The following is a 19,847-nucleotide window of genomic DNA, read 5'->3' as shown; positions in this document are numbered from 1 at the left end:
GAACATTCACTGACTAGATATGTGTTAGATAAATCAGAAAGGTAAATTAGGCAAGGGATAATAAAAGAGGGTAAAGAAAGATCAAGATATTAAAGATAAGCTTTAGGGAGACAAGAGCACATCTATAATATCTTGACGAATGTTATCCATAATCGCTAACAAAGTTCCTAGTCAAGGAAAAACTAGAAGCTTAGGGATAAACCGCCAAAAGCATCTCCGGAAAGATTGTTGCCCTCGCGTTGTATTGTTGAGATTCCTAAATAAGCCGTAGCTAATCTGTATTTAAAAGTTGTACGGAATTTTAGGTTCATAGCTTCTTGTCCTATAAAGACTCCTGCGACTTTCCAAGAATGTTGATTTAGGATCAAGGAAGCCGTGGTTATAGGATTCTCTCTATGCAAGTCTTTAATATAGGCCATACTAAACTGAGTGAAGAGGGAGTATTTTACTCCGAAGAAACGCATTTCTAAAGAAACCCCTGTGGGGAGGGCAAGATTACTTAAATGTGAAGAAGCGAAATATCGAGGATCATACCCTGTTTCTATGAAAGGGTTTTGGTTGATAACAGTATATTCAAGATCTACAAAAGGAGTGATTTTAAGACAGCGAATTCCCTTGGGGTAGGCATAGGATAAGCCAACGCTACCTCGGAATCCTTGGTTTTTCCAAGATCCACGGGTGTTATCTTTCTTTGAGAATCGATGTTTCATAACATGAGATTCTTCAGCATAACTTACAGAAGATCTAAAGGACAAAGCACGCCAATTTTTGAAAGCCGCTACAGTTCCCAATAGCATATGAGAATGGCTTTTCCCTGGAATATTATCCTGAGAACTGGATCCATGAAGTTGTGTGAATGTGGCACAAACAACAGTATTTGGTGAAAAAGGGAGCTTAATCCCTAGATTATGACCAGCTTGTGTTGTAGAGAAACTGTTATAGTTATTGGTATTTTGTTCCATAACACTCGAGACAATGCCGCCAAAAATACATATATGCTTTATAGGAATGAGTGTATTGTTATTTAAGTAGTTATCAAGAATAGCGTCATTAGAAGCACGCATACCTGTAAACGTTGTCCATACAGAAGATGGAACTAGGTAACCTTCTTTCTCGGGATTTAAAATAAATGTTCCTGTAGGGATCCATAAAGCTCTTAAGGTTTTATGTCTTTTTGAATCTTCCCCCGACCAATTAAATTTCCATACACCCTGATAGCCATAGGTGTTTTGTTGTACAGCAATCTCTTCTGGAACAAACCCTTCAGTATGGATACTTTTATCAGATTTGAAAACGATTTCCATTTGATATGGTTGGGATGCCAACTCATGGTTATCATAGAATACATTGTCCGGATCATGAATTTGCGGAGATCCCGATAATTTAATTCCTGAATTGCCTGCAGCACGTATCTCAGCAGGAAGATGAGAGTGGATAGTATCTAAACCAAAGCTAATGTTAGAGATGGTTAAATCTTTTCCCAAGTTGCTATAGCTTGTTAACATAGACCCTGGACTAAGATTTAAGATACCGCCTAATTGCTTGAATTCTTGAACTGCGAGAATAGCACCACCTGTAATGGAAAGGGTTCCATTATTTAAACAGACGGGTTGGTTGAATATGGAAGTTTTATTACTTTTATCCTGGCGATCTATAGCAAGTTTCTCTCCAGAAAAGATAACGGATCCACAATGAAAGATATTATCAGTAGAATTAATATTTACAGGATTCGCACTTTGTGACGTTGCAAGAATAGGATCATAGAAAATAATGGATTGGTTTTCATTAGCGATGAACTGAATATCTCCAGGATTGCCCTTGATTGTAATGGCATTATTGTTTGTACTTGAGGAGTGCTTCGTGGAGATTTTAGTAATGTTGCCGCTAAATGTAATGTCTGCATTTTGTGCATGCAAATATAATTTTGGTTGTGATCCACTTAAATAAATCGCACCGCCACCTAGATTCCCCGAGGAATTATCTGAAAAGGTAATTGGTTGGGAAGCTACAAGATTACAACTTGTTGAAGCTATAGCTCCACCACCTTCCGCATGATTTTCACTAAAGAGAATGGGCTCATCATTGTTCTTAATAATCATTTGCTGAGAATAAACAGCACCACCGAGATTACGAGCACTATTTTTGCAGAAAAATACGGGAGCAGTTTGTTTATTTATACTACATAGGTTTGTATAAATCGCACCTCCGGATTCTAAAGCCCTATTTTCTATGAAGGTAATTGTATTTTTATTCTTACTAAATTCTACAGTTCCTTGAGCGTTGTAAATTCCACCACCGGATTTGGCATAGTTTTCTTGAAATAGAATATCTTGATTTCCATCGAAGAGAATAGAAGACCCAGCAACTTCGCTACTGATAGCACCACCATTCCCTGAATTTGTAATATTCGTTACAACTTCTGCATGGTTTTTAATAAAAGAAATTAGACCACGCTGTTCACTAAATATCATACGATTTGGCTGTGTTCCTGTAAGGAGAATCGCACCTCCAGCTCCATGACTTACGTTGTTTTGAAAGAACAGATGAGTATTTTTAGTGAAAAGCATGTCCTGCCTAGAGGTGATAATCCCTCCAGTGCTTTGACTATTTTCTACATTGATTGCTTTTAGATTTTCAAAGGTAAGAAGAGATTTAGAAAATACACCAGCTCCCTGACCACCTAGTTGTAAATTAGTAAAATTTAATGTCGCTAGGGGAGTATTACCTGTAAATGTAAGGTTTCCTTCTAAGTTGCGAAATGCTCCTCCCGATTTATGGATACTGTAACCAAGAAAATCTTTAAGGGTAAATTCACCACGTAGAGTGTAATTTGTTCCCTGAGGTGATGTGGTTAACATAGTAAATAATTCAGGATCTTCACCTGTATGAATTCCCGATAAAGGAAGGACTATCTCTGTCCCTGATAAGCGAGAAACTTGTATCAATTGTGCTAGTGAAGAAAGAAGTACGAATTTCCAAAAAAACATCTGCTTCATGTTTCAGAATCCTAGTCGTTTCACGGTCTAGAGTAAGAGATCTAACTTACATAGAAGGATAAAATAAATATATGGAAATAAAAAATTGATCTAAGCGTATGTTAATAAGAATGGAATAGTTAAAGTCTATTTTATTTTTTTAACTATGTTCGGATAGGCCCCTAAAGATGAGATGTATCTTTCTCTTTAGAGGCTATAGAGGGAATAGGATAGGTGAAACTAATCTTTAGTTTCGTCGATCATTGCTTTTGTAAAATCTTTGATCTCTTTAGATATATTTTTTGCTAAGGTTTTTGTTTGTTGAGCAAAGGCTTTTGTATGTTGTTTAGAATGTTTAAACAGGGTCTTGCCTTTTTTAGCTCCTGAGGTTTTCACTCTTGAAAGTTTCTTTCTCAACTGTATACCACTTTTTGGAGTGAAGAGACAGGTAAGCAATGTGGCGATAAAACCTCCGAATAACACGCCTCTGAGCCAACGCCAACGCTTACAAGTTTTTTTATTGGGCTTGTGATTTCTAAACATACCTTCTTTTTCCCCCTACGACAGATTAATCTTTTTTGCGAAATACACACCAAACGAGTAGAGCTGCAGCAGTCCACTTCGCTCCTCGACAGATTTTCCCGATCCAACTGCTCTTGCTTTCCTCACAGAGAAAATCTTCAATATCTTTAGGTAAACGCTTATTACGTTTGCGCAACCAACCGAAAATTAGCTTTTTCCCTAATAATAAAGGAGCTAGGATCTTAGTTTCGAAATTTAAAATTGTCGTAATCTTACTGACACTTTTAACTATCTTGTTGAGCCTATGTAACAAGCTAATAGTTAAAACGAACATTGTTACCATGCACGTTGATAGTAAGACACAACAGACGATTATCGCTCCCGTGAGGTAAGTATTCATATTAAAGTGAACAAACAATTTTTATTTTTATTATCTAATTTCACTTCTTATTTTCTGTTTATTTTAAAAAAAATTAAAGAAAATACTTTTTAATAAATAAGTTAGAACTATAAAAAAGAAAATCCCCAACGCTTGTTGGGGATATGCAATTGATAATGAATAAGATAGGGGAGTTCAGGAGAGAACTCCTGAAAATCCTTATTCTGCTGAGGAGGGAATTTCCACTGCTTTATCAGATTTGGGGAATTCTACCTCTTTTCTCATTAGGAAGACTCCAAACAGGTTAAAGCAAAGGAGAAGGGCTCCGGATACAGACATTATCAATAGGGCTGTATTTTGCGATAGGAAGCAAAATGCTGGTAATATAGCCGCTCCATAGAGGGTATAGATCTTCGATCCAGCATTTCCGTAAAGAAACTTTGCACATTTTTTTCCTACGAGGAAATATGAAATGATTGTCGTATAACCTGTTACAAAGAAAAATGTGGGAAGTAGAATCTTCACAAGAGGGAAATAAGTTGCTAAGGCATGTTCAACGGCTTGAGAGGCGTTATCTAGACCTAGAGACCAGGATCCCGATGCAAGCACCATGAGTAAACTTAGAGTACAGATAAGGTTATCTATAGCAAGACCTATAATACTTAGCTGTGCTTGAGTTTCTGGTTTTTTCGCAGAACTTTCACTTTGAATAATAGAATCAAATCCAATACCAATATCTCCGGAATAAGCAGCTCTAGAGATTCCCTGGTGGATTGTAGTTGCTAAAGTACATCCCGCAAATCCTCCGATAGCACCATGGCCTGTAAAGGCAGATGAAAATACTGCGGAAAATAGAGAAGGAAGCTGGTGAAACTCTTTTACAAGTATGTATAGAGATAACGCACAGTATACAGTAAGGAAAAATGGCAATACAAAGGCACAGATTTTTCCAATACGCTGTAATCCTCCCTGAACTGCGTAGAGAATCAGAAAGAGTAGACCGAAAATAGTGAATAGTTTCGGGATGCTCCAGCAATGAGAAATCGTATCAGCAATAACAGAAAACTGATAAATCTCTACACCATAAATGCAAAGCAAAACAGCTACAATAATAGGTACAAGTTTGGTTCCATAGGCTTTATCTAAGAAGTACATGGGCCCACCTTGATAAATACCATCGTTGTCTACTTTACGGAATTTAATCCCTAAGTACACTTCAGAGTATTTCACTATGGAGCCAAAAATTCCAGCAATCCAAACCCAAAATAGGGCTCCAGGACCACCAATACACGCAGCAGTAACAATTCCTACAACGTTACCAATACCAATATTTCCACTTGCAGAAGCAAAAAATACCTTCAATGGATGAACACCTCTTTCGCTTCCCTTTTCCTTTTTACTGGAAGACTCCTGCGAATACTGGTAGAAAAGCCTGCAGAATTGAGGAAACTTGGTGAATTGAGAAAACCCAGATTTCCATGAAAAGCTTAGCCCCAGAAAAATAATCATGAGAAAAGCCACGTATGACCAGAAAAAGTCATCAAAGGCGGCTAGTAAAGACAAGACTGTGTTCATGGTAAAAACTTTTTTTAAAATTAAAATATTTAAACAATTATTCATCAAGAAGATGGGGAAACTATTATCCCTATTTCATCTTTTGTTTAGTAGGAAAATAAAGCTTATATACGAAGATTAAAGTTCCTAAAGAGATGCAAATATCGGCAAAATTAAATGTTGGGAAAGACCAACGCTTATAACCGATAGAAATAAAATCCACTACATGCCTGTAGAATAGGATATCTCCAACATTTCCAATGGCTCCAGCACAGAGGAGAATCAGAGAGAAGCGGATAGAAGGGGGGGATCTTTTCTTTCTTAAGAAGAGAAAGGCAAGAATACCTAAAATAATTGCTATACGTATAGCGAATAAGAAATATTTATATTTTGAGAATAAACCAAAAGCTGCGCCTTCATTGAAAGTAGGACAAATGCAGAAAAACAACTGACCCCAACTATATTGATATAGTATGGGGTTAGTATTAGGCATATTTCCCCGGTAAAGCAAAACAGCTAATTTGGTTACCCAATCGATAAGGACGAAAAATGAAATGGCAAGGAAGGTAGATCGGGAACGACTAGACATCAAGATTAGTTTCCATAAAGTAGGCCTTTTTCAAATTGTGATTGCGCCTTGACTGTCATAGTAGCGTAAGGGATCGCCATTAAACGGGCTAATGGAATTTCTTCTCCACTTACATCGCAGATCCCGTAAGAAGACTCTTCGATTTTTTCTAGAGCTCGATTGATCTGTCTTAATAACTCATACTCTTTTGTTGTCACCTCTAAGCTGATAGTTCTATCAAAAGTATCGGTACCCTGATCAGCTTGATGTTGAGAATATCCAGTAGCTTCGTTAGGTTTTTTGACTTCTTGAGCATTACCTTCTAGGGTATGAGATAACTTATATTTCATTTCTAGAAGTCTTTGTTTAAAATTGGCTATTTCGTCCTCAGACAACGGCATAGTTTTCTCTCCTTAACCTTAAAATAATAACTATTTTTCCATATCCGGAGTTGCAGATAGCAAAACCTCCATTAATTCGCCAACATCTTTAAATCTTCTATAGACGCAAGCAAATCTAATGTAGGCAATCATGTCTGCCTTTTTTAGATATTTCATTACTAGTTCGCCAATTTCTTTGGTAGAGATTTCCCTATTTTGTTTGCCCAACAGTTCAGATTTCACGTTAGAGGCTATTGCATGCACCTGATCTTGACCTATACGTGTGTGACTAGAAGCGGCATTTAATCCGTTAATTAGTTTAGATTCTTGGAAATTCTCATAACGACCATCGCGTTTTAATACCTGCAGAGTTAGCTCAACGGTTTCAAAAGTAGTGAACCTTTGTCCGCAATTTAAGCATTCTCGTCGGCGTTTAATTGCATTTGCTTCTGGCGCATTTCTTGAATCTATAACTTTTAATTCCCCATGGTTGCAAAAAGGACACTGCATGGGAGCTACCTCCTAAGGTTAAGGTAGTCTAAGAAAATAATAATTTTAATGTAGGATAAATCTATGCGACTATAAGTTGCAAATTTTTTTTCCCAATCTATAAAAATAGGGCTTGCGACAGATGCAGATAGCGTGATAACTTTTCGCTCTTTTTGCGAAAGGACAGTATCTTATCGCAAAGATGTTTTATTGTAAATGCTAGTTGCTTAGGAATTAAGAATGTTTTCTGGGATAGTTCAGGAACTTGGTGAAATATTTAGTATTCAGCCAAGAGATGAAGGTTTAACTATAGGTGTGAAGGTATCTTCCACATGTATTTCCGAATTGGAAATCGGCTGTAGTGTTGCTATTGATGGCGTTTGTCTTACCGTAGTCAAATTTGAAGAAGAGGGTAAAATGTTTTTTGACATTATTCCTGAAACTCTTGCTTGCACTACAATAGGAGAGAGGGTTGTTGGTGATCGTGTAAATATCGAACGTTCTTTAAAAGCTTCTGATGAAATTGGTGGGCATATGGTCTCGGGTCATGTTTGTGGTGTCGGAGAGATTGTACGTATAGAGAAAAATCGGTATTATTTCCGTGTACCAAGTTCCTTATCTATATATCTTTTTGAGAAGGGATTTGTTTCAGTAGATGGAATTAGCCTGACTGTTGTCACTGTAGATGAAGATGTATTTTCAGTAGGATTAATTCCTGAGACACTATCCCGAACAACTTTAGGATATAAGCGGGAAGGGTCGAAGGTAAATATTGAGCCCGATATGGCGACAAAAACACAAGTGGATACCCTAAGGCGTTTATATCCTCCACAACAAAATAAATAGTATGGACTACAAACTACTGGATAGTGGTGATGGGAAAAAGTTAGAAAGTTTTGGCCCAATAACTCTTATCCGACCCTCATGTACGGCAATCTGGCCGAAGAGTTCGCCATCTCTATGGAAAAAGGCGCATGCTGAATATCAAAGATCGAGTGAAGATGGACAGTGGTATTGTAGATCTTCTGTTCCTCAGGAATGGCAGATCATTCTGGATACTGTTGATTGTACATTAAAGCTTACCCCCTTTGGTCACATAGGTATTTTCCCCGAACATAGCGGATTTTGGCCAGAATTAAAACAAAGTATAGAAAAGCATTCTGAATGTCGTGTTTTAAATTTATTTGCTTATACGGGTTCGACATCCATTTTTGCTGCAAAATGCGGAGCAAAAGTGTGTCATGTTGATGCATCCAAATCTGCAGTAAAATGGGCACAGAAAAACGTCGAAAATAATGCATTGCCTGAGAAAAAGATTTTTTGGGTTATTGAAGATGTATTTTCTTTTTTGCAAAAAGAAGTGCGACGAGGGAAGAAATACGAGGTGATTTTATTAGATCCTCCAACCTATGGTCGGGGACCTGATGGTGAGATATTTAAAATAGATAGGGATTTTTTCCCACTATTGCTTTTATGTGCTAAATTACTTTCTGATTCTTCTGCTTATATTTTGATAACCTCGCATACACCAGGTCATACGCCTGCTTTTTTACATAGTTTAGCTACGAGAGCTTTACCTCTAAATAAACAGTGTTGGTCTTCTGGAGAAAGTTTTTGTGGTATTGGAGATCAAGCTTTACCTTCTGGAGTGTTTGCTAAATGGAGTTCATAGGGAAAAATAGTCCTAAGATAAAAGAGGCGATAGCATTAAAACAAAACCGCTCTCGTAGAGGCCCGTTGTTTCTTTTAGAGGGATTTCGAGAAATTCAAAAGGCTCTGACCTCAGGATATGAGTGTGAGAGAATTTTTTGTGGAGCCAATATTTCAGAAAAAGAACAATCTTTTTTGAATCGAATTCAAAAAACACCTTTGGAAAAGATTTATTGTTCAGAGGAAACGCTTTCTAAACTTTCCTATAAAGAGCATCACGACAATTTTATTGCTGTGATGAAGAAACGATGGTGGTCCCGAGAAGAATTTCTAAGTCAGAAAAAAAATCCACTACCCTTCTATTTAATCATAGAACAAGTGGAAAAACCTGGAAATGTTGGTGCCCTACTTAGAATAGCTGATGGGGTAGGTGCCGATGGTGTGATTCTATGTGATTCTATAGTTGACCTCTATAACCCTAACGTTATTCGTTCTTCATTAGGAACCGTGTTCACCCTTCCTATCTGGTCAGCTACTTTGGATGAGGTATTGCAAACCATCGGTGAGGAAAAATGGCATATTTTTGTAACTTCTCCTAGAGCAAGTTCTATGTATTTCTGTGAAAATTACAATCAACCATTGGCTTTGGTTTTTGGATCAGAAAAAGATGGCCTAACATCTTCTTGGCTTAAAGCAAATTTTTCAAAAATATCTCTTCCTATGCTTGGTCAAGTAGATTCTTTAAATTTATCTACAGCCGTATCCGCAGTTGCTTATGAAGTAATTCGACAACGTTGGCTATCCTAATTCGTCACAAACTTCCGCAAAAATATTTTCTATAAGATCAAAAGATAATTCGTATTATTTATCACGGAGAAAAGAATTAATTAAAAAATAGATTCTATTAATTGTTATATAAGTTTTTTTAATTTCTTTGTGTAAACTTGATTTTTAATGTTTTTTATGAGATGCTTAACGTTTCCAGGATGCGGCGGAGATTGTGGTCTTAAACAATCATAATTTTCTGAATGAATGATCAGTGAGTTATAACGAAGTCGATGAAAACACGCTTTCCTTCGCCCTTTTTTATTTTTTATCGCCGCCTAACTGTAGCCATTAGTTTTGGGAAGATCCTGGGTTGGGGGTGTTTGGGGAGATTCCTATCTTGGATATTTGCCCGCACTGCAAGCTTTCGACGAAAGCTATTTTGTTCAGCACCCTACCACGCGTCTTCTACTGTAATCAGTGTGGGAAATATTGTTCTCGGAGGTTCAGGTAAGACGCCCACAGTATTGTGGTTGGCTGAAACTCTAAAGGCACGAGGATATTCTTGTGCGGTTCTTTCTCGCGGATATAAAGGAAAATGTAGTCGTCAGAGGAAGCTCACGATAGTTGATCCTAAAATACATAACGCTGCTTATGTAGGAGACGAACCTTTGCTTATGGCAGAGAAACTCCCAAAGGACTCTGTTTTTGTGCATAAAGATCGTAGAGTTTCGGCTAAAGATGCTGCTAAAAGTTTTGATATTTTGATTTTGGACGATGGCTTCCAAAATCACAAACTACACAAAGACGTGGAAATTGTCGTAGTTAACGGTCAAGATCCTCTAGGTGGAGAAGAGTTTTTCCCTCGTGGACGACTTCGGGATTCCCCCAAGAGATTGAAGGAGGCCGATTTTATAATAGTTAATGGTTCTTGTTGTTCTGAGAAGCAGAAACTTTTAAATACTTGGTGTACATCGAAAAAAATTTTTGTTGAACCTCGTATTTCTCAAATACTCTGGGAGCCGAGTGGAGAGAAACTTCCTTTGGATAGCCTCTCTGGACTGGCCGTCGGTGTTTTCTGTGGTCTAGGATTTCCACAGGGATTTCTTGATATGTTGAAATGTGCCGGAGTGAAAATATTAGGAACATATTTGTTACCTGACCACGCGGGAATAACGAAAAAGGAACTACACTACTTCTGTTCAAAAATAGCTATGCGTCAGGGACAGGGGATATTGTGTACAGAAAAGGATGGTATAAAGCTCGGGAACTTAATTTACGAGCCGGAGATCCTTCCGATTGGTAAAGTACAAATGCATTTTGATTTTACAGATCACGAAGGTTTTACAGCCTCCTTACTGAATAAAATAGATCAAATACATAATGGTAAGAGGTAACTAATGAAACTATGGATGAAAATCTTTATAGGATTATTTGTTGGGGTTACCCTAGGTTTAATTTTAGAAGATAAAGCAATCTTTTTTAAACCGATAGGAGACATTTTTCTAAACCTGTTGAGCATGGTTGTCTACCCCTTGGTATTTTGTTCCATGGTTCTGGGTATCGCTTCTATTAGTGATATGAGGAAACTAGGCCGCATAGGTATGAAAAGTGTCGCCTTATATCTAGGGACTACATGTGTAGCTATTGTCATAGGTTTATGCTTTGCTCAATTTTTTAGTCCAGGAGAAGGCTGTGATTTATCACAAAATGTTATCGAAACAAACTTAGTTGCTCCTGAAAAAAACAGCGCCTACTTTTTATCTTTGATTTCTCAAATTTTTCCTTCAAACCCTGTTCGGTCATTCGTTGAGGGAAATATTTTACAAATCATAGTCTTCGCTATTTTTTTAGGAATATCTATGCGTCTTTCTGGAGAGAAGGGACGCCCCGTAGCTAGGTTCATAGAAGGCTTTTCTGAGATCATGTTACGTATGATCAATATGATCATGGCTTTTGCTCCTTATGGTGTGGGAGCAAGTATGGCATGGATTTCTGGTAGTCATGGTTTAGTCATTCTCTGGCAGTTAGGGAAGTTTATCTTAGCTTACTATCTCGCATGTCTATTTCATGCTGTGATTGTTTTCGGTGGAATTATTCGTATGGGTTGCAAGATGTCCTTCTCGAAATTCCTTTCTGCAATGATGGATGCGATCTCTTGCGCAATATCTACTTCGAGTAGTTCGGCAACACTGCCTGTAACTATGCGCTGCGTATCTAAAAATCTTGGAGTTTCTTCGGAAGTTTCTGGTTTTGTTTTGCCTTTAGGTGCTACTGTCAATATGAATGGTACCGCTATCTTCCAAGGTATGGCTGCAGTATTTATTGCTCAAGCTTATAACTGTCCTTTACCTTTCAGTAGTTTGTTATTAATAGTTATTGCCGCAACATTTTCTGCTGTGGGTAGTGCGGGTGTGCCTGGAGGAGGGATGATCACTCTAGGTTCTGTATTGGCTTCCGTAGGCTTACCTATCCAAGGAATTGCTATTTTAGCAGGAATTGATAGATTGCGTGATATTATAGGAACCCCCATGAACATCCTTGGTGATGCTGTAGTAGCTGTTTATGTAGCTTCTGGAGAAGGCGAGTTATCTACACCTATAGAGAAGGTATCTTTAGAAGATAAAAGTACTGAAACAGTGTAGGGGAGTTTACGCATGTTTGAATTTCGATTTCCGAAAATCGGGGAGACTGCTTCCGGAGGGTTTGTAGTTCGTTGGCTTAAGCAAATAGGTGAATACGTAGCAAAAGATGAGCCCATAATTGAAGTATCTACGGATAAGATAGCTACTGAATTAGCATCGCCTAAAGCAGGAAAATTAACTCGCTGTCTTGTAAGTGAGGGTGATGAAGTTGCTTCTGGAGAAGTTTTAGCTATAATTGATACGGAATCTGATGTCCAAGAAGAGGTGGTTTTAGAAGAATCCTCTCCCGAGATTTCTTGTTCTCAAGATTCTGGTAATACTACGGCGTGGTTTTCTCCAGCAGTTCTCAGTTTGGCGCATCGCGAAGGTGTCAACATCCAGCAATTACAACAAATTTCCGGAACAGGAAATGAAGGTCGTGTTACTCGTAAAGATTTGGAAAGCTACATTCTGGAGATACGTCAGTCTTCGTGCCCAAAAATTTCGAACGCTAATGAAAATCGTATTCCTATGTCTCCATTACGTAGAGCCATAGCCTCCTCTTTGTCTAAATCCTCTGATGAAGTGCCTCACGCTTCTCTTATTGTGGATATTGATGTCACAGATTTAATGAACCTAATTTCTGAAGAGAAAGATAGGTTTTTCGCAACACACGGGGTGAAACTAACGATTACTAGTTTCATCATTCAATGTTTAGCAAAAGCTTTAGAGCAGTTCCCATTATTGAATGGATCTTTAGACGGGGATACAATAGTCATGAAGAAGTCAATAAATGTGGGAGTTGCTGTTAATTTGAATAAGGAGGGCGTTGTTGTTCCCGTTATTCGTAATTGCCAGGATCGTGGTTTAGTAAGTATTGCGAAAACTCTTGCTGATCTATCAGTAAGATCTCGAGCAAACAAACTTGATCCTTCAGAAACTCAAGATGGTAGTGTTACAGTTACTAATTTCGGTATGACAGGAGCTTTAATTGGTATGCCGATAATTCGTTATCCCGAAGTGGCTATTTTAGGAATAGGAACGATACAAAAACGTGTTGTTGTTCGTGATGATGATTCCTTAGCTATCCGAAGAATGGTTTACTTCACCCTAACGTTTGACCATAGGGTGCTCGATGGCATTTACGGTAGTGAATTTTTAACCTCATTGAAAAATCGATTAGAGTCTGTTACGATGAGCTAACATACTACGATTTTTTCCAAGGACTAGAGGGATGGGCTCTCCCACAACAGCTATTGATTTATGCCAAGATATTGTCACTAAGCAAAAGGAATCTTTAGAACGATTTTTTGACTCTTTCCGATGTGAGGATACTTGGTTATTAGCTGAGAAAATATTGAATCATCAAGGTTCTGTATTTTTTTCTGGTGTAGGGAAAAGCGGTTGTATCGCAAGGAAAATAACCGCTACTCTACAATCTTTCGGAGAGCGTGCCCTTTTCCTTTCTTCTGGAGATCTCCTCCACGGTGATCTTGGTATTGTTCATGCGGGAGATATTGTCTGTCTTTTTTCTAAAAGTGGAGAAACTCGAGAGCTTCTAGAATGGATTCCTTATCTAAAAGAACGGGGCGTGTTTATTACAGGGATTACTTCTGCTGCTTATTCTAGTTTAGCAATCCTTTGTGATCATGTGGTTATTTTACCCATGATCGAAGAATTAGATCCTTTTAATCTTGTTCCTACAACATCGACAACATGTCAACTGCTCTTTGGAGATCTTCTTTCTATTACGTTATTGCGTAGTCGGGGGATGTCCTTAGCAGACTATGGAAGAAATCATCCCGGTGGGCAAATTGGTTTGAAGGTGGTTGGGAAAATCCGAGATTATATGTTCCCAAAAACAGAAGTCCCTTTTTGTTCTCCGGAAAATACAATTGCAGATTCTCTAGATATTTTTTCTTCTTATGGTTGTGGGTGTGTCTGCATAGTGAATGAGAAATTCGAAATGTTAGGGATATTCACAGATGGAGACTTACGAAGGTCGTTATCTTGTCATGGAGGGGATGTTTTATCGCAGAAGCTTAAAGATGTCATGACGCCGAATCCTAGAGTGATTAGCGAAGATGCTGATGTACTTCTGGGCTTACAAATGATGGAAACAGGTAGTCCTATCACTATCTTACCTGTTGTAGATGCTAAAGAGCAGAAACATGTTGTGGGATTGCTTCAGATGCATACCCTGGCAAAAGCAGGGCTCATCTAAAGAGTTAAAAAATATCGGAAGAGAGGGTAAGCCGGATTCTGTCTACAAGATGGAAAAGACCATCTTGAGGGCAACCATTCATCTAGGGAGTATATTACTATACCCCTCAAGCGATTATGAAAAAGTCTACGAGGAATAAGATTCCTCATTATGCAGAAACAAAAACTTTTTCTCTTGCTTCAGATAGGGTTTGCATGTCTATTAAGTCACCTTAATAGCTCCTATTCTTAAAATAGGAATTTTCAGCCTGCCTATAAAAAGACCCTTTTATAGCGGAATATTTTCTGTTGCACTTTCCGTAGCCTTACGGCCCCTGGAATTTCTCCAGTATCTCTTCTTATGAAGTCCAGACTTTCCTCTCAATATACCCACTAGGGATATAAAAAGCGGTTGCCTTTCTCTTCCGATGAACTTGTTATACAGCAGCGCGTCTTCGACGACGTTTAGCTGCAGAGCTGTCAGTAGCGAGAGTGTCTGGTTCTCGCCAATATAAAATTCGAGAACAATGTTCGCAGAAAATAAGTCGGTCTTTTTTACGGACTAGATTTTCATGCTGGGGAGTCAAAACAATGTGACATCCACTACAAACACGATTTTCTATGGGAACAACAACACGATCTTTTTTGTTATTTAACAAACGTTCGTAAATAAGGAACATCTCTGGATCTGTAGCTTCTTTTAATTCGCTACGTTGTTGTAATAGGGCTCTGCCTTCTTCATTGATCTTCTTAATACTTTCACAGATTTCTTTTTCAATAGCGAAGCTGCTGTTCTCTGTAGATGTTAGACTTTCTTTTAAGGAAACAATCAGATCTTCACTTCCTGCTTGTTTGTCCATGAGATCACTAAGTTGATGTTCTAACGCACGACGCTCTTTATTTGCTGCAGTCATCTCTTGGGTGAGAGCGTTAAACTCATCCATTTTTTTCACAGCTGCTTGCTGACCTTCTAATTTGTTAATTTGATCAGAAATCTCTTGAATCCGATTCTCACCTTCTTTAATCTGATTCTTTAAGTTTTCCATCTCCAATTCTTTCTCCTGAACTTTACGACGAATGTCAGATTTGAGAGATTGGACTTTAGCGAGCTCTTTCTGATGCTCTTTCTTGACTCGCATCAAGCGAATCATTTTAATATCGAGCTCTTGAATGGCTAAAATACTTTGGAGGGCTTCATGCATGAAAACTATTCCTTGCTTGGCTTAGTGGTTCCTAAATACGGATGCGAAATCGTGCAATTTAGGAATGAATACATCTGAAGAAGAAAGCAAGTTTACTGCTTTTTTAGCAAGAAGTAAAGAACGTTTTTTTCAATAAAAGAAATTCCTGAGAGACAGCGACTTGAGAAAAGGTAAAAGTTTAACCACCCAAGCGTATGCGAATTTTTAACTAGTTTCAACCTAAGAGCAAGTTTAAAATATGGTTTAAACTTATTCTTTGACCACAAGATAACCCGCTATTATAAAACTTTCTTAGCCTCTCCCTAGTGTTCTTTCCTAAATACGTAATTCACAAGGTTGTTATTCCTAATGAACTTAGAATTAGGGTAATTATGTGAGGAAAAAAATAAAAGGTTCTTTTTTGGAAGTTTTTATTTGAATACGAGAAGAGAGAGTTTCTACTAAAACCCTCTCTTCTTTGAATATAGAATAATTAAGGAAGAGATGCGAAAGGATCTTGTAAAAGAACAAGTAGCTTTAAAGAATTGGGGTTGGCGAGGGCTATGTTATTAATAGCTTCAATCAAAGCTTTTTTACATAGATCATTACAGTTTAATAACCATTCGTAGTTCTGATTTTTTTTAGGCACACTATCTTTTTTAGGTAGTTCACAGACGGAGGAAAATAGAGGAAGGGAAACGATAGAGCAGCCTTTAGCAATGGCTTCGTTTAAACAGTTCTCGTAGGAAAAAAGTGCGCGGTTATAGTAACCGCTCATTACCTCTTGATCGCTTCCTGAAAACTCTTCGAGTCTAGGTCCACGAATATGCCCTAAAAATTCTGGATATCTTTCTTTCTCAGAAATTGCAATAGACTTTTTATCTTTTAGGTTTAATTTTGTAGAACGCACTTCCGTGGGGGAAAAAGGTAGTTTAATGGATGTTGCGCCTTTGTATTGTGATGCAGACCACTCAGAAGTATGGTTAAGTTTGACCATTTCGTGAAATAGGGCATATCCTTGATTTGAATTTGCTGAGATAAGTGTCTGAGGGCCAGGGAGTAGGGCATTAAATGTTATGCCGTCTTGGCTTGTTACCATTTTCGGGGTATTTGATCTAGGCAGAGCAGAGAACTTTATAGAGAAACCTGTGGCCGTGTCTTCTTGAATTCCTAGTTTAATTCCAGGATTTTTCTTATTTTGATAAAAGGATAGGAGAGTTCCTGGCATGGTGATAAAGTTTGCATCTGCAGACTTGGCAGGAAATTCTCTAAAGTCTTGGTTCAGTAATTGAACCCAGTCACCATCAATTTTAGGTGTTAGCTGTTTATTGACCAGTATAATGACCCCGGCTAGTAGCACGGAGGCTATGGCTAGTGCAGCAAACGCAGGTGTTATTACAACAGCTAGAGCAATACCTGCTGCCGCAGTTCCTACAGCTAATGCACCGAGAACGGATAAACAGGCGACTTTCAATATTCTATCGTGTTTTTGGACGGAAATCTCTCTTTGTGAGAGTGCAGGAGTTAAATCTGGAGTAGCTTTATTCTTGATTCTATTAAGGGAATCACTCGGGTTAATATTAACCATAAAAAATATAATAATATTTAGTTTTTTTAATTAATTTTATGAAAACTAAATAGTTTTTACTAGGAATTTATTCTTTACTATTTCTTTATATTAAAAATAAACAATATTGTGAATATTATCTTCAGTGGGATAGACACTAAATGTAATATACACTTCTCGGAGTTTGTCAGTAGCTAAGTGTCTAAGAGAGAGATATACAGGGATAACAGCAAGCAAAAATATGAAGAACATAGGATGCATACAAGAACCTAAGGCAATGATTCCTGCAGTGAGTACTGTTAAAACTACTACCTGAACTACACAGTGCGCAATGAAATGAATAAGTTTATTCCTAGCCTCGCTTCCTTTAGAGAATAGGTTCAGGGGTTCTTGACATTTCGAATTTTGTACTGATGTTGGTGAGATTGACATACAGAATACTGTAAAATAAAAGCTTAGAAGCGGAACAATTTTACCCCCGGGAACAGTTTTTGTCATCAGCTTTCCACAAAGCTCTTTTATTGAATAAGTTCTCCAGGATGATTATAAATTTTTTGAAACTCCTTAAGTGTGATCGGGCCTTGGCAAGAATGTATTCTTTTCGGGAGTGAGGGGAAAAGTTTCGCGTAAGCTCTGACTCCGGAAGGGCTGGTTAAAATCACTCGACTACACTGATCAAATACTCGTGTACTTAGCTGACGTTCTCGAACACTATAGTGGGGGTAGGCAAAAAAATATCTATTTTCTTGTTTTAAAAAATTTTTAATAACAGATCGAGACAAGGCTGAATGTGGGTAAAGAATACGTACATCTTGGGGTAGTAGGGAGATCATTGGGAGAACACCTTCTCCAGTTTCAACAGCAGCCAGAGAGTAACGTGCCTTTGGAAGAAGACTCATAAGACGATGTGCTGTGACTTTTCCTAAACATAGATAATATTTAGTTTCTAAAGCCTTTCTGGAGATTTTTTTACGCATTCTAGAAATAAATAGTGATGTTGAAGACGGACTAGTGAGTAGAATATGAGAAGTTTTCTCTAGATAGCGAACAGCATAGCGTAATTGAGGAGAACTTCCTGCAAAGGGGACGATCTCTAAGATTGGGGAGAAGCGAGCACAATATTTTTTTGCCGTTTGTTGATTTAGTCCTAGATATATAGTCATCAAATCGTCTTTTTCTAGAAATGAATCTCATGAGCATAGTTTAAATACTGGGGGATTGTTTCGCATCTAGAAAACAGTTTCAATCTTTATAATAATCTTCATAAAAATATAGTGAATACGTCATTAAGATACTTACTTTTAATAGTATTTATGTTTCATGATGAGCCGATTGACATTTTTCGATGCGAAAGCTAGGATGTCTTTTTCTAGATCTTAGCTTTTTTTCCAAGAGAAAATGACAGTAGTTTTTAGGCTTTCTTGGGTTAAGTATGGAGAGCTTCGCTTTATATTATAGTTTTTTCATTTGTAGATAGTTGTTAATAGAGGTTCGGCAATGGCATCATTGTTGCATAAATTTTTAGAAAATGCTTCGGGGAAGAAAGGTCAGGATCTAGCTTCTACCGCATACTTAGCTGCATTAGATCATCTTTTACATTCCTTTCCTTCTATAGGAAAGAGCATCATTGATGAACTAAAGAGCCAACGCTCGCGTTTAAAGATGATCGCTTCTGAAAATTATGCCTCTATTTCAGTTCAACTCGCTATGGGTAATTTGCTTACGGATAAGTATTGTGAAGGAAGTCCGTTTAAGCGATTTTATTCTTGTTGTGAGAATGTTGATGCTATTGAGTGGGAATGTGTTGAAACTGCTAAAGAACTCTTTGGTGCAGAAAGTGCATTTGTACAGCCACATTCAGGGGCAGATGCAAATTTATTGGCAATAATGGCAATTATTACTCAAAAAATCCAGGGTCCTGCTGTTAAACGTTTGGGATACAAAACGATTAATGATCTTACAGATAAGGAGTATGCTGAGTTAAAGGCTGAGATAGGTTCTCACGTATGCCTAGGTCCTTCATTGAACTCAGGAGGACATTTAACGCATGGAACTGTACGTTTGAACGTCATGTCAAAATTGATGCGTTGCTTGCCTTACGAAGTTAATAAAAAAACAGAACGTTTTGATTATGCCGAGATCGCACGTTTGGTACGAACACATAAGCCTACGGTGTTGATTGCTGGATATTCTTCTTATTCTCGGAGATTAAATTTTTCTACCCTAAAACAAATCGCTGATGATTGCGGAGCTGTTTTATGGGTGGATATGGCGCATTTTGCAGGTCTTGTTGCTGGCGGCGTTTTTGTTGAAGAGGAAAATCCTATTCCTTTTGCTGATATTGTAACCACGACAACTCATAAAACACTACGAGGACCTCGTGGAGGTTTGGTTTTAGCCTCTAAAGAATACGATGGAGTAATTAATAGAGCTTGTCCTTTAATGATGGGTGGTCCCTTACCTCACGTTATTGCTGCGAAGGCTGTAGCATTAAAAGAAGCCCTCACCGTGGATTTTAAAAAGTATGCTCATCAGGTTGTGGACAATGCTAGAACTTTAGCAGAACATTTCCAAAAGCAGGGATTACGTTTACTTACAGGTGGTACAGATAATCATATGTTGATTATTGATCTGACTTCTCTAGGTATTTCGGGACGCGTAGCTGAGGATGTCTTAAGCTCTGTAGGTATTGCCGTGAACCGCAATACTATACCATCTGATGCTGTAGGTAAATGGGATACTTCAGGGATACGTTTAGGAACACCTGCTTTAACATCTCTCGGTATGGGCAGCGATGAAATGGAAGAAGTTGCGAATATTATTGTGAAAGTATTGCGAAATATTACTTTGAGACGTAATGCTGATGATAGTTTTAGTAAAAGTGAAGGAGAGCTTCCAGAAAACATTGCTCACGAAGCAAGAGCACGAGTCGCTGACTTATTATCGCGGTTCCCGCTTTATCCTGAAATCGATCTGGAAACTTTAGTTTAG

General features: G+C 38.0%; 19 protein-coding genes and 1 other RNA gene. 8 read left to right on the top strand and 12 right to left on the bottom strand.

Annotated features, from left to right (window positions below; genetic code table 11):
* Positions 1-182 precede the first annotated feature (182 nt).
* From O1W69_RS00435 to nrdR, 7 genes are all read right to left on the bottom strand, one after another.
* Positions 183-2,996 carry a polymorphic outer membrane protein middle domain-containing protein gene (locus tag O1W69_RS00435; protein ID WP_375793589.1) on the bottom strand — a complete coding sequence of 938 codons (2,814 nt, stop codon included), beginning with the start codon at positions 2,994-2,996 and terminating at the stop codon, positions 183-185.
* Between the two features lie 219 nt (positions 2,997-3,215).
* Complete coding sequence (locus tag O1W69_RS00430) at positions 3,216-3,518, bottom strand: YtxH domain-containing protein (RefSeq protein WP_375793588.1); 303 nt, start codon at positions 3,516-3,518, stop codon at positions 3,216-3,218.
* A gap of 25 nt (positions 3,519-3,543) precedes the next feature.
* Positions 3,544-3,897 (bottom strand): hypothetical protein, encoded by a 354-nt coding sequence (locus tag O1W69_RS00425; RefSeq protein WP_375793587.1) that lies wholly within the window; start codon positions 3,895-3,897, stop codon positions 3,544-3,546.
* Between the two features lie 198 nt (positions 3,898-4,095).
* Positions 4,096-5,451, bottom strand: a complete 1,356-nt coding sequence (locus tag O1W69_RS00420; RefSeq protein ID WP_375793586.1) for an amino acid carrier protein — start codon at positions 5,449-5,451, stop codon at positions 4,096-4,098.
* A 70-nt stretch (positions 5,452-5,521) separates the two neighbouring features.
* Positions 5,522-6,019: a signal peptidase II gene (gene lspA, locus O1W69_RS00415; RefSeq protein ID WP_375793585.1), complete on the bottom strand. Its 498-nt coding sequence runs from the start codon at positions 6,017-6,019 to the stop codon at positions 5,522-5,524.
* A gap of 5 nt (positions 6,020-6,024) precedes the next feature.
* Positions 6,025-6,399, bottom strand: coding sequence for a TraR/DksA family transcriptional regulator (locus tag O1W69_RS00410; protein WP_006342889.1), 375 nt, complete (start codon positions 6,397-6,399; stop codon positions 6,025-6,027).
* Positions 6,400-6,429: 30 nt separating this feature from the next.
* Positions 6,430-6,888 carry a transcriptional regulator NrdR gene (nrdR, locus tag O1W69_RS00405; RefSeq protein WP_006342890.1) on the bottom strand — a complete coding sequence of 153 codons (459 nt, stop codon included), beginning with the start codon at positions 6,886-6,888 and terminating at the stop codon, positions 6,430-6,432.
* 219 nt (positions 6,889-7,107) lie between these two features.
* Here nrdR and O1W69_RS00400 point away from each other — a divergent pair, with 219 nt between their 5' ends.
* The 7 genes from O1W69_RS00400 (at position 7,108) to O1W69_RS00370 (ending at position 14,130) form a co-directional block, all read left to right on the top strand.
* Positions 7,108-7,713: a riboflavin synthase subunit alpha gene (locus tag O1W69_RS00400; protein WP_375793584.1), complete on the top strand. Its 606-nt coding sequence runs from the start codon at positions 7,108-7,110 to the stop codon at positions 7,711-7,713.
* Position 7,714: 1 nt separating this feature from the next.
* Entirely contained in the window at positions 7,715-8,539 is an 825-nt protein-coding gene (locus O1W69_RS00395; RefSeq protein WP_375793583.1) for a class I SAM-dependent methyltransferase, read from the top strand.
* Positions 8,527-9,324, top strand: a complete 798-nt coding sequence (locus tag O1W69_RS00390) for an RNA methyltransferase (RefSeq protein ID WP_375793582.1) — start codon at positions 8,527-8,529, stop codon at positions 9,322-9,324. The genes O1W69_RS00395 and O1W69_RS00390 overlap by 13 nt, the downstream gene beginning before the upstream one ends.
* Before the next feature lie 251 nt (positions 9,325-9,575).
* Positions 9,576-10,679, top strand: a complete 1,104-nt coding sequence (gene lpxK, locus O1W69_RS00385) for a tetraacyldisaccharide 4'-kinase (RefSeq protein WP_375793581.1) — start codon at positions 9,576-9,578, stop codon at positions 10,677-10,679.
* Between the two features lie 3 nt (positions 10,680-10,682).
* On the top strand, positions 10,683-11,927 hold the full coding sequence (locus O1W69_RS00380) for a dicarboxylate/amino acid:cation symporter (protein ID WP_375793580.1): 1,245 nt from the start codon (positions 10,683-10,685) through the stop codon (positions 11,925-11,927).
* Between the two features lie 12 nt (positions 11,928-11,939).
* Positions 11,940-13,109, top strand: a complete 1,170-nt coding sequence (locus O1W69_RS00375) for a dihydrolipoamide acetyltransferase family protein (protein ID WP_375793579.1) — start codon at positions 11,940-11,942, stop codon at positions 13,107-13,109.
* 31 nt (positions 13,110-13,140) lie between these two features.
* Positions 13,141-14,130, top strand: coding sequence for an SIS domain-containing protein (locus O1W69_RS00370; protein WP_375793578.1), 990 nt, complete (start codon positions 13,141-13,143; stop codon positions 14,128-14,130).
* 11 nt (positions 14,131-14,141) lie between these two features.
* On the opposite strand, the gene rnpB is transcribed toward O1W69_RS00370, so the two are convergent.
* The 5 genes from rnpB to O1W69_RS00345 form a co-directional block, all read right to left on the bottom strand.
* An RNA gene (rnpB, locus tag O1W69_RS00365) (RNase P RNA component class A) lies at positions 14,142-14,536 on the bottom strand.
* A 9-nt stretch (positions 14,537-14,545) separates the two neighbouring features.
* Positions 14,546-15,310 (bottom strand): zinc ribbon domain regulatory protein CdsZ, encoded by a 765-nt coding sequence (gene cdsZ, locus O1W69_RS00360; protein ID WP_375793577.1) that lies wholly within the window; start codon positions 15,308-15,310, stop codon positions 14,546-14,548.
* Positions 15,311-15,782: 472 nt separating this feature from the next.
* Positions 15,783-16,877, bottom strand: coding sequence for a hypothetical protein (locus O1W69_RS00355; RefSeq protein ID WP_375793576.1), 1,095 nt, complete (start codon positions 16,875-16,877; stop codon positions 15,783-15,785).
* A 90-nt stretch (positions 16,878-16,967) separates the two neighbouring features.
* Positions 16,968-17,288, bottom strand: a complete 321-nt coding sequence (locus tag O1W69_RS00350; RefSeq protein WP_375793575.1) for a hypothetical protein — start codon at positions 17,286-17,288, stop codon at positions 16,968-16,970.
* Positions 17,289-17,374: 86 nt separating this feature from the next.
* Positions 17,375-18,019: a uroporphyrinogen-III synthase gene (locus O1W69_RS00345; protein WP_375793574.1), complete on the bottom strand. Its 645-nt coding sequence runs from the start codon at positions 18,017-18,019 to the stop codon at positions 17,375-17,377.
* Between the two features lie 334 nt (positions 18,020-18,353).
* Here O1W69_RS00345 and O1W69_RS00340 point away from each other — a divergent pair, with 334 nt between their 5' ends.
* Complete coding sequence (locus O1W69_RS00340; RefSeq protein WP_375793573.1) at positions 18,354-19,847, top strand: glycine hydroxymethyltransferase; 1,494 nt, start codon at positions 18,354-18,356, stop codon at positions 19,845-19,847.

The organism is Chlamydia sp. 12-01, from assembly GCF_042234205.1.
Taxonomy (GTDB): Bacteria; Chlamydiota; Chlamydiia; order Chlamydiales; family Chlamydiaceae; genus Chlamydia.
Note: the sequence above shows the minus strand (reverse complement) of the source record. Positions and strands in the feature narration are given on the sequence as shown.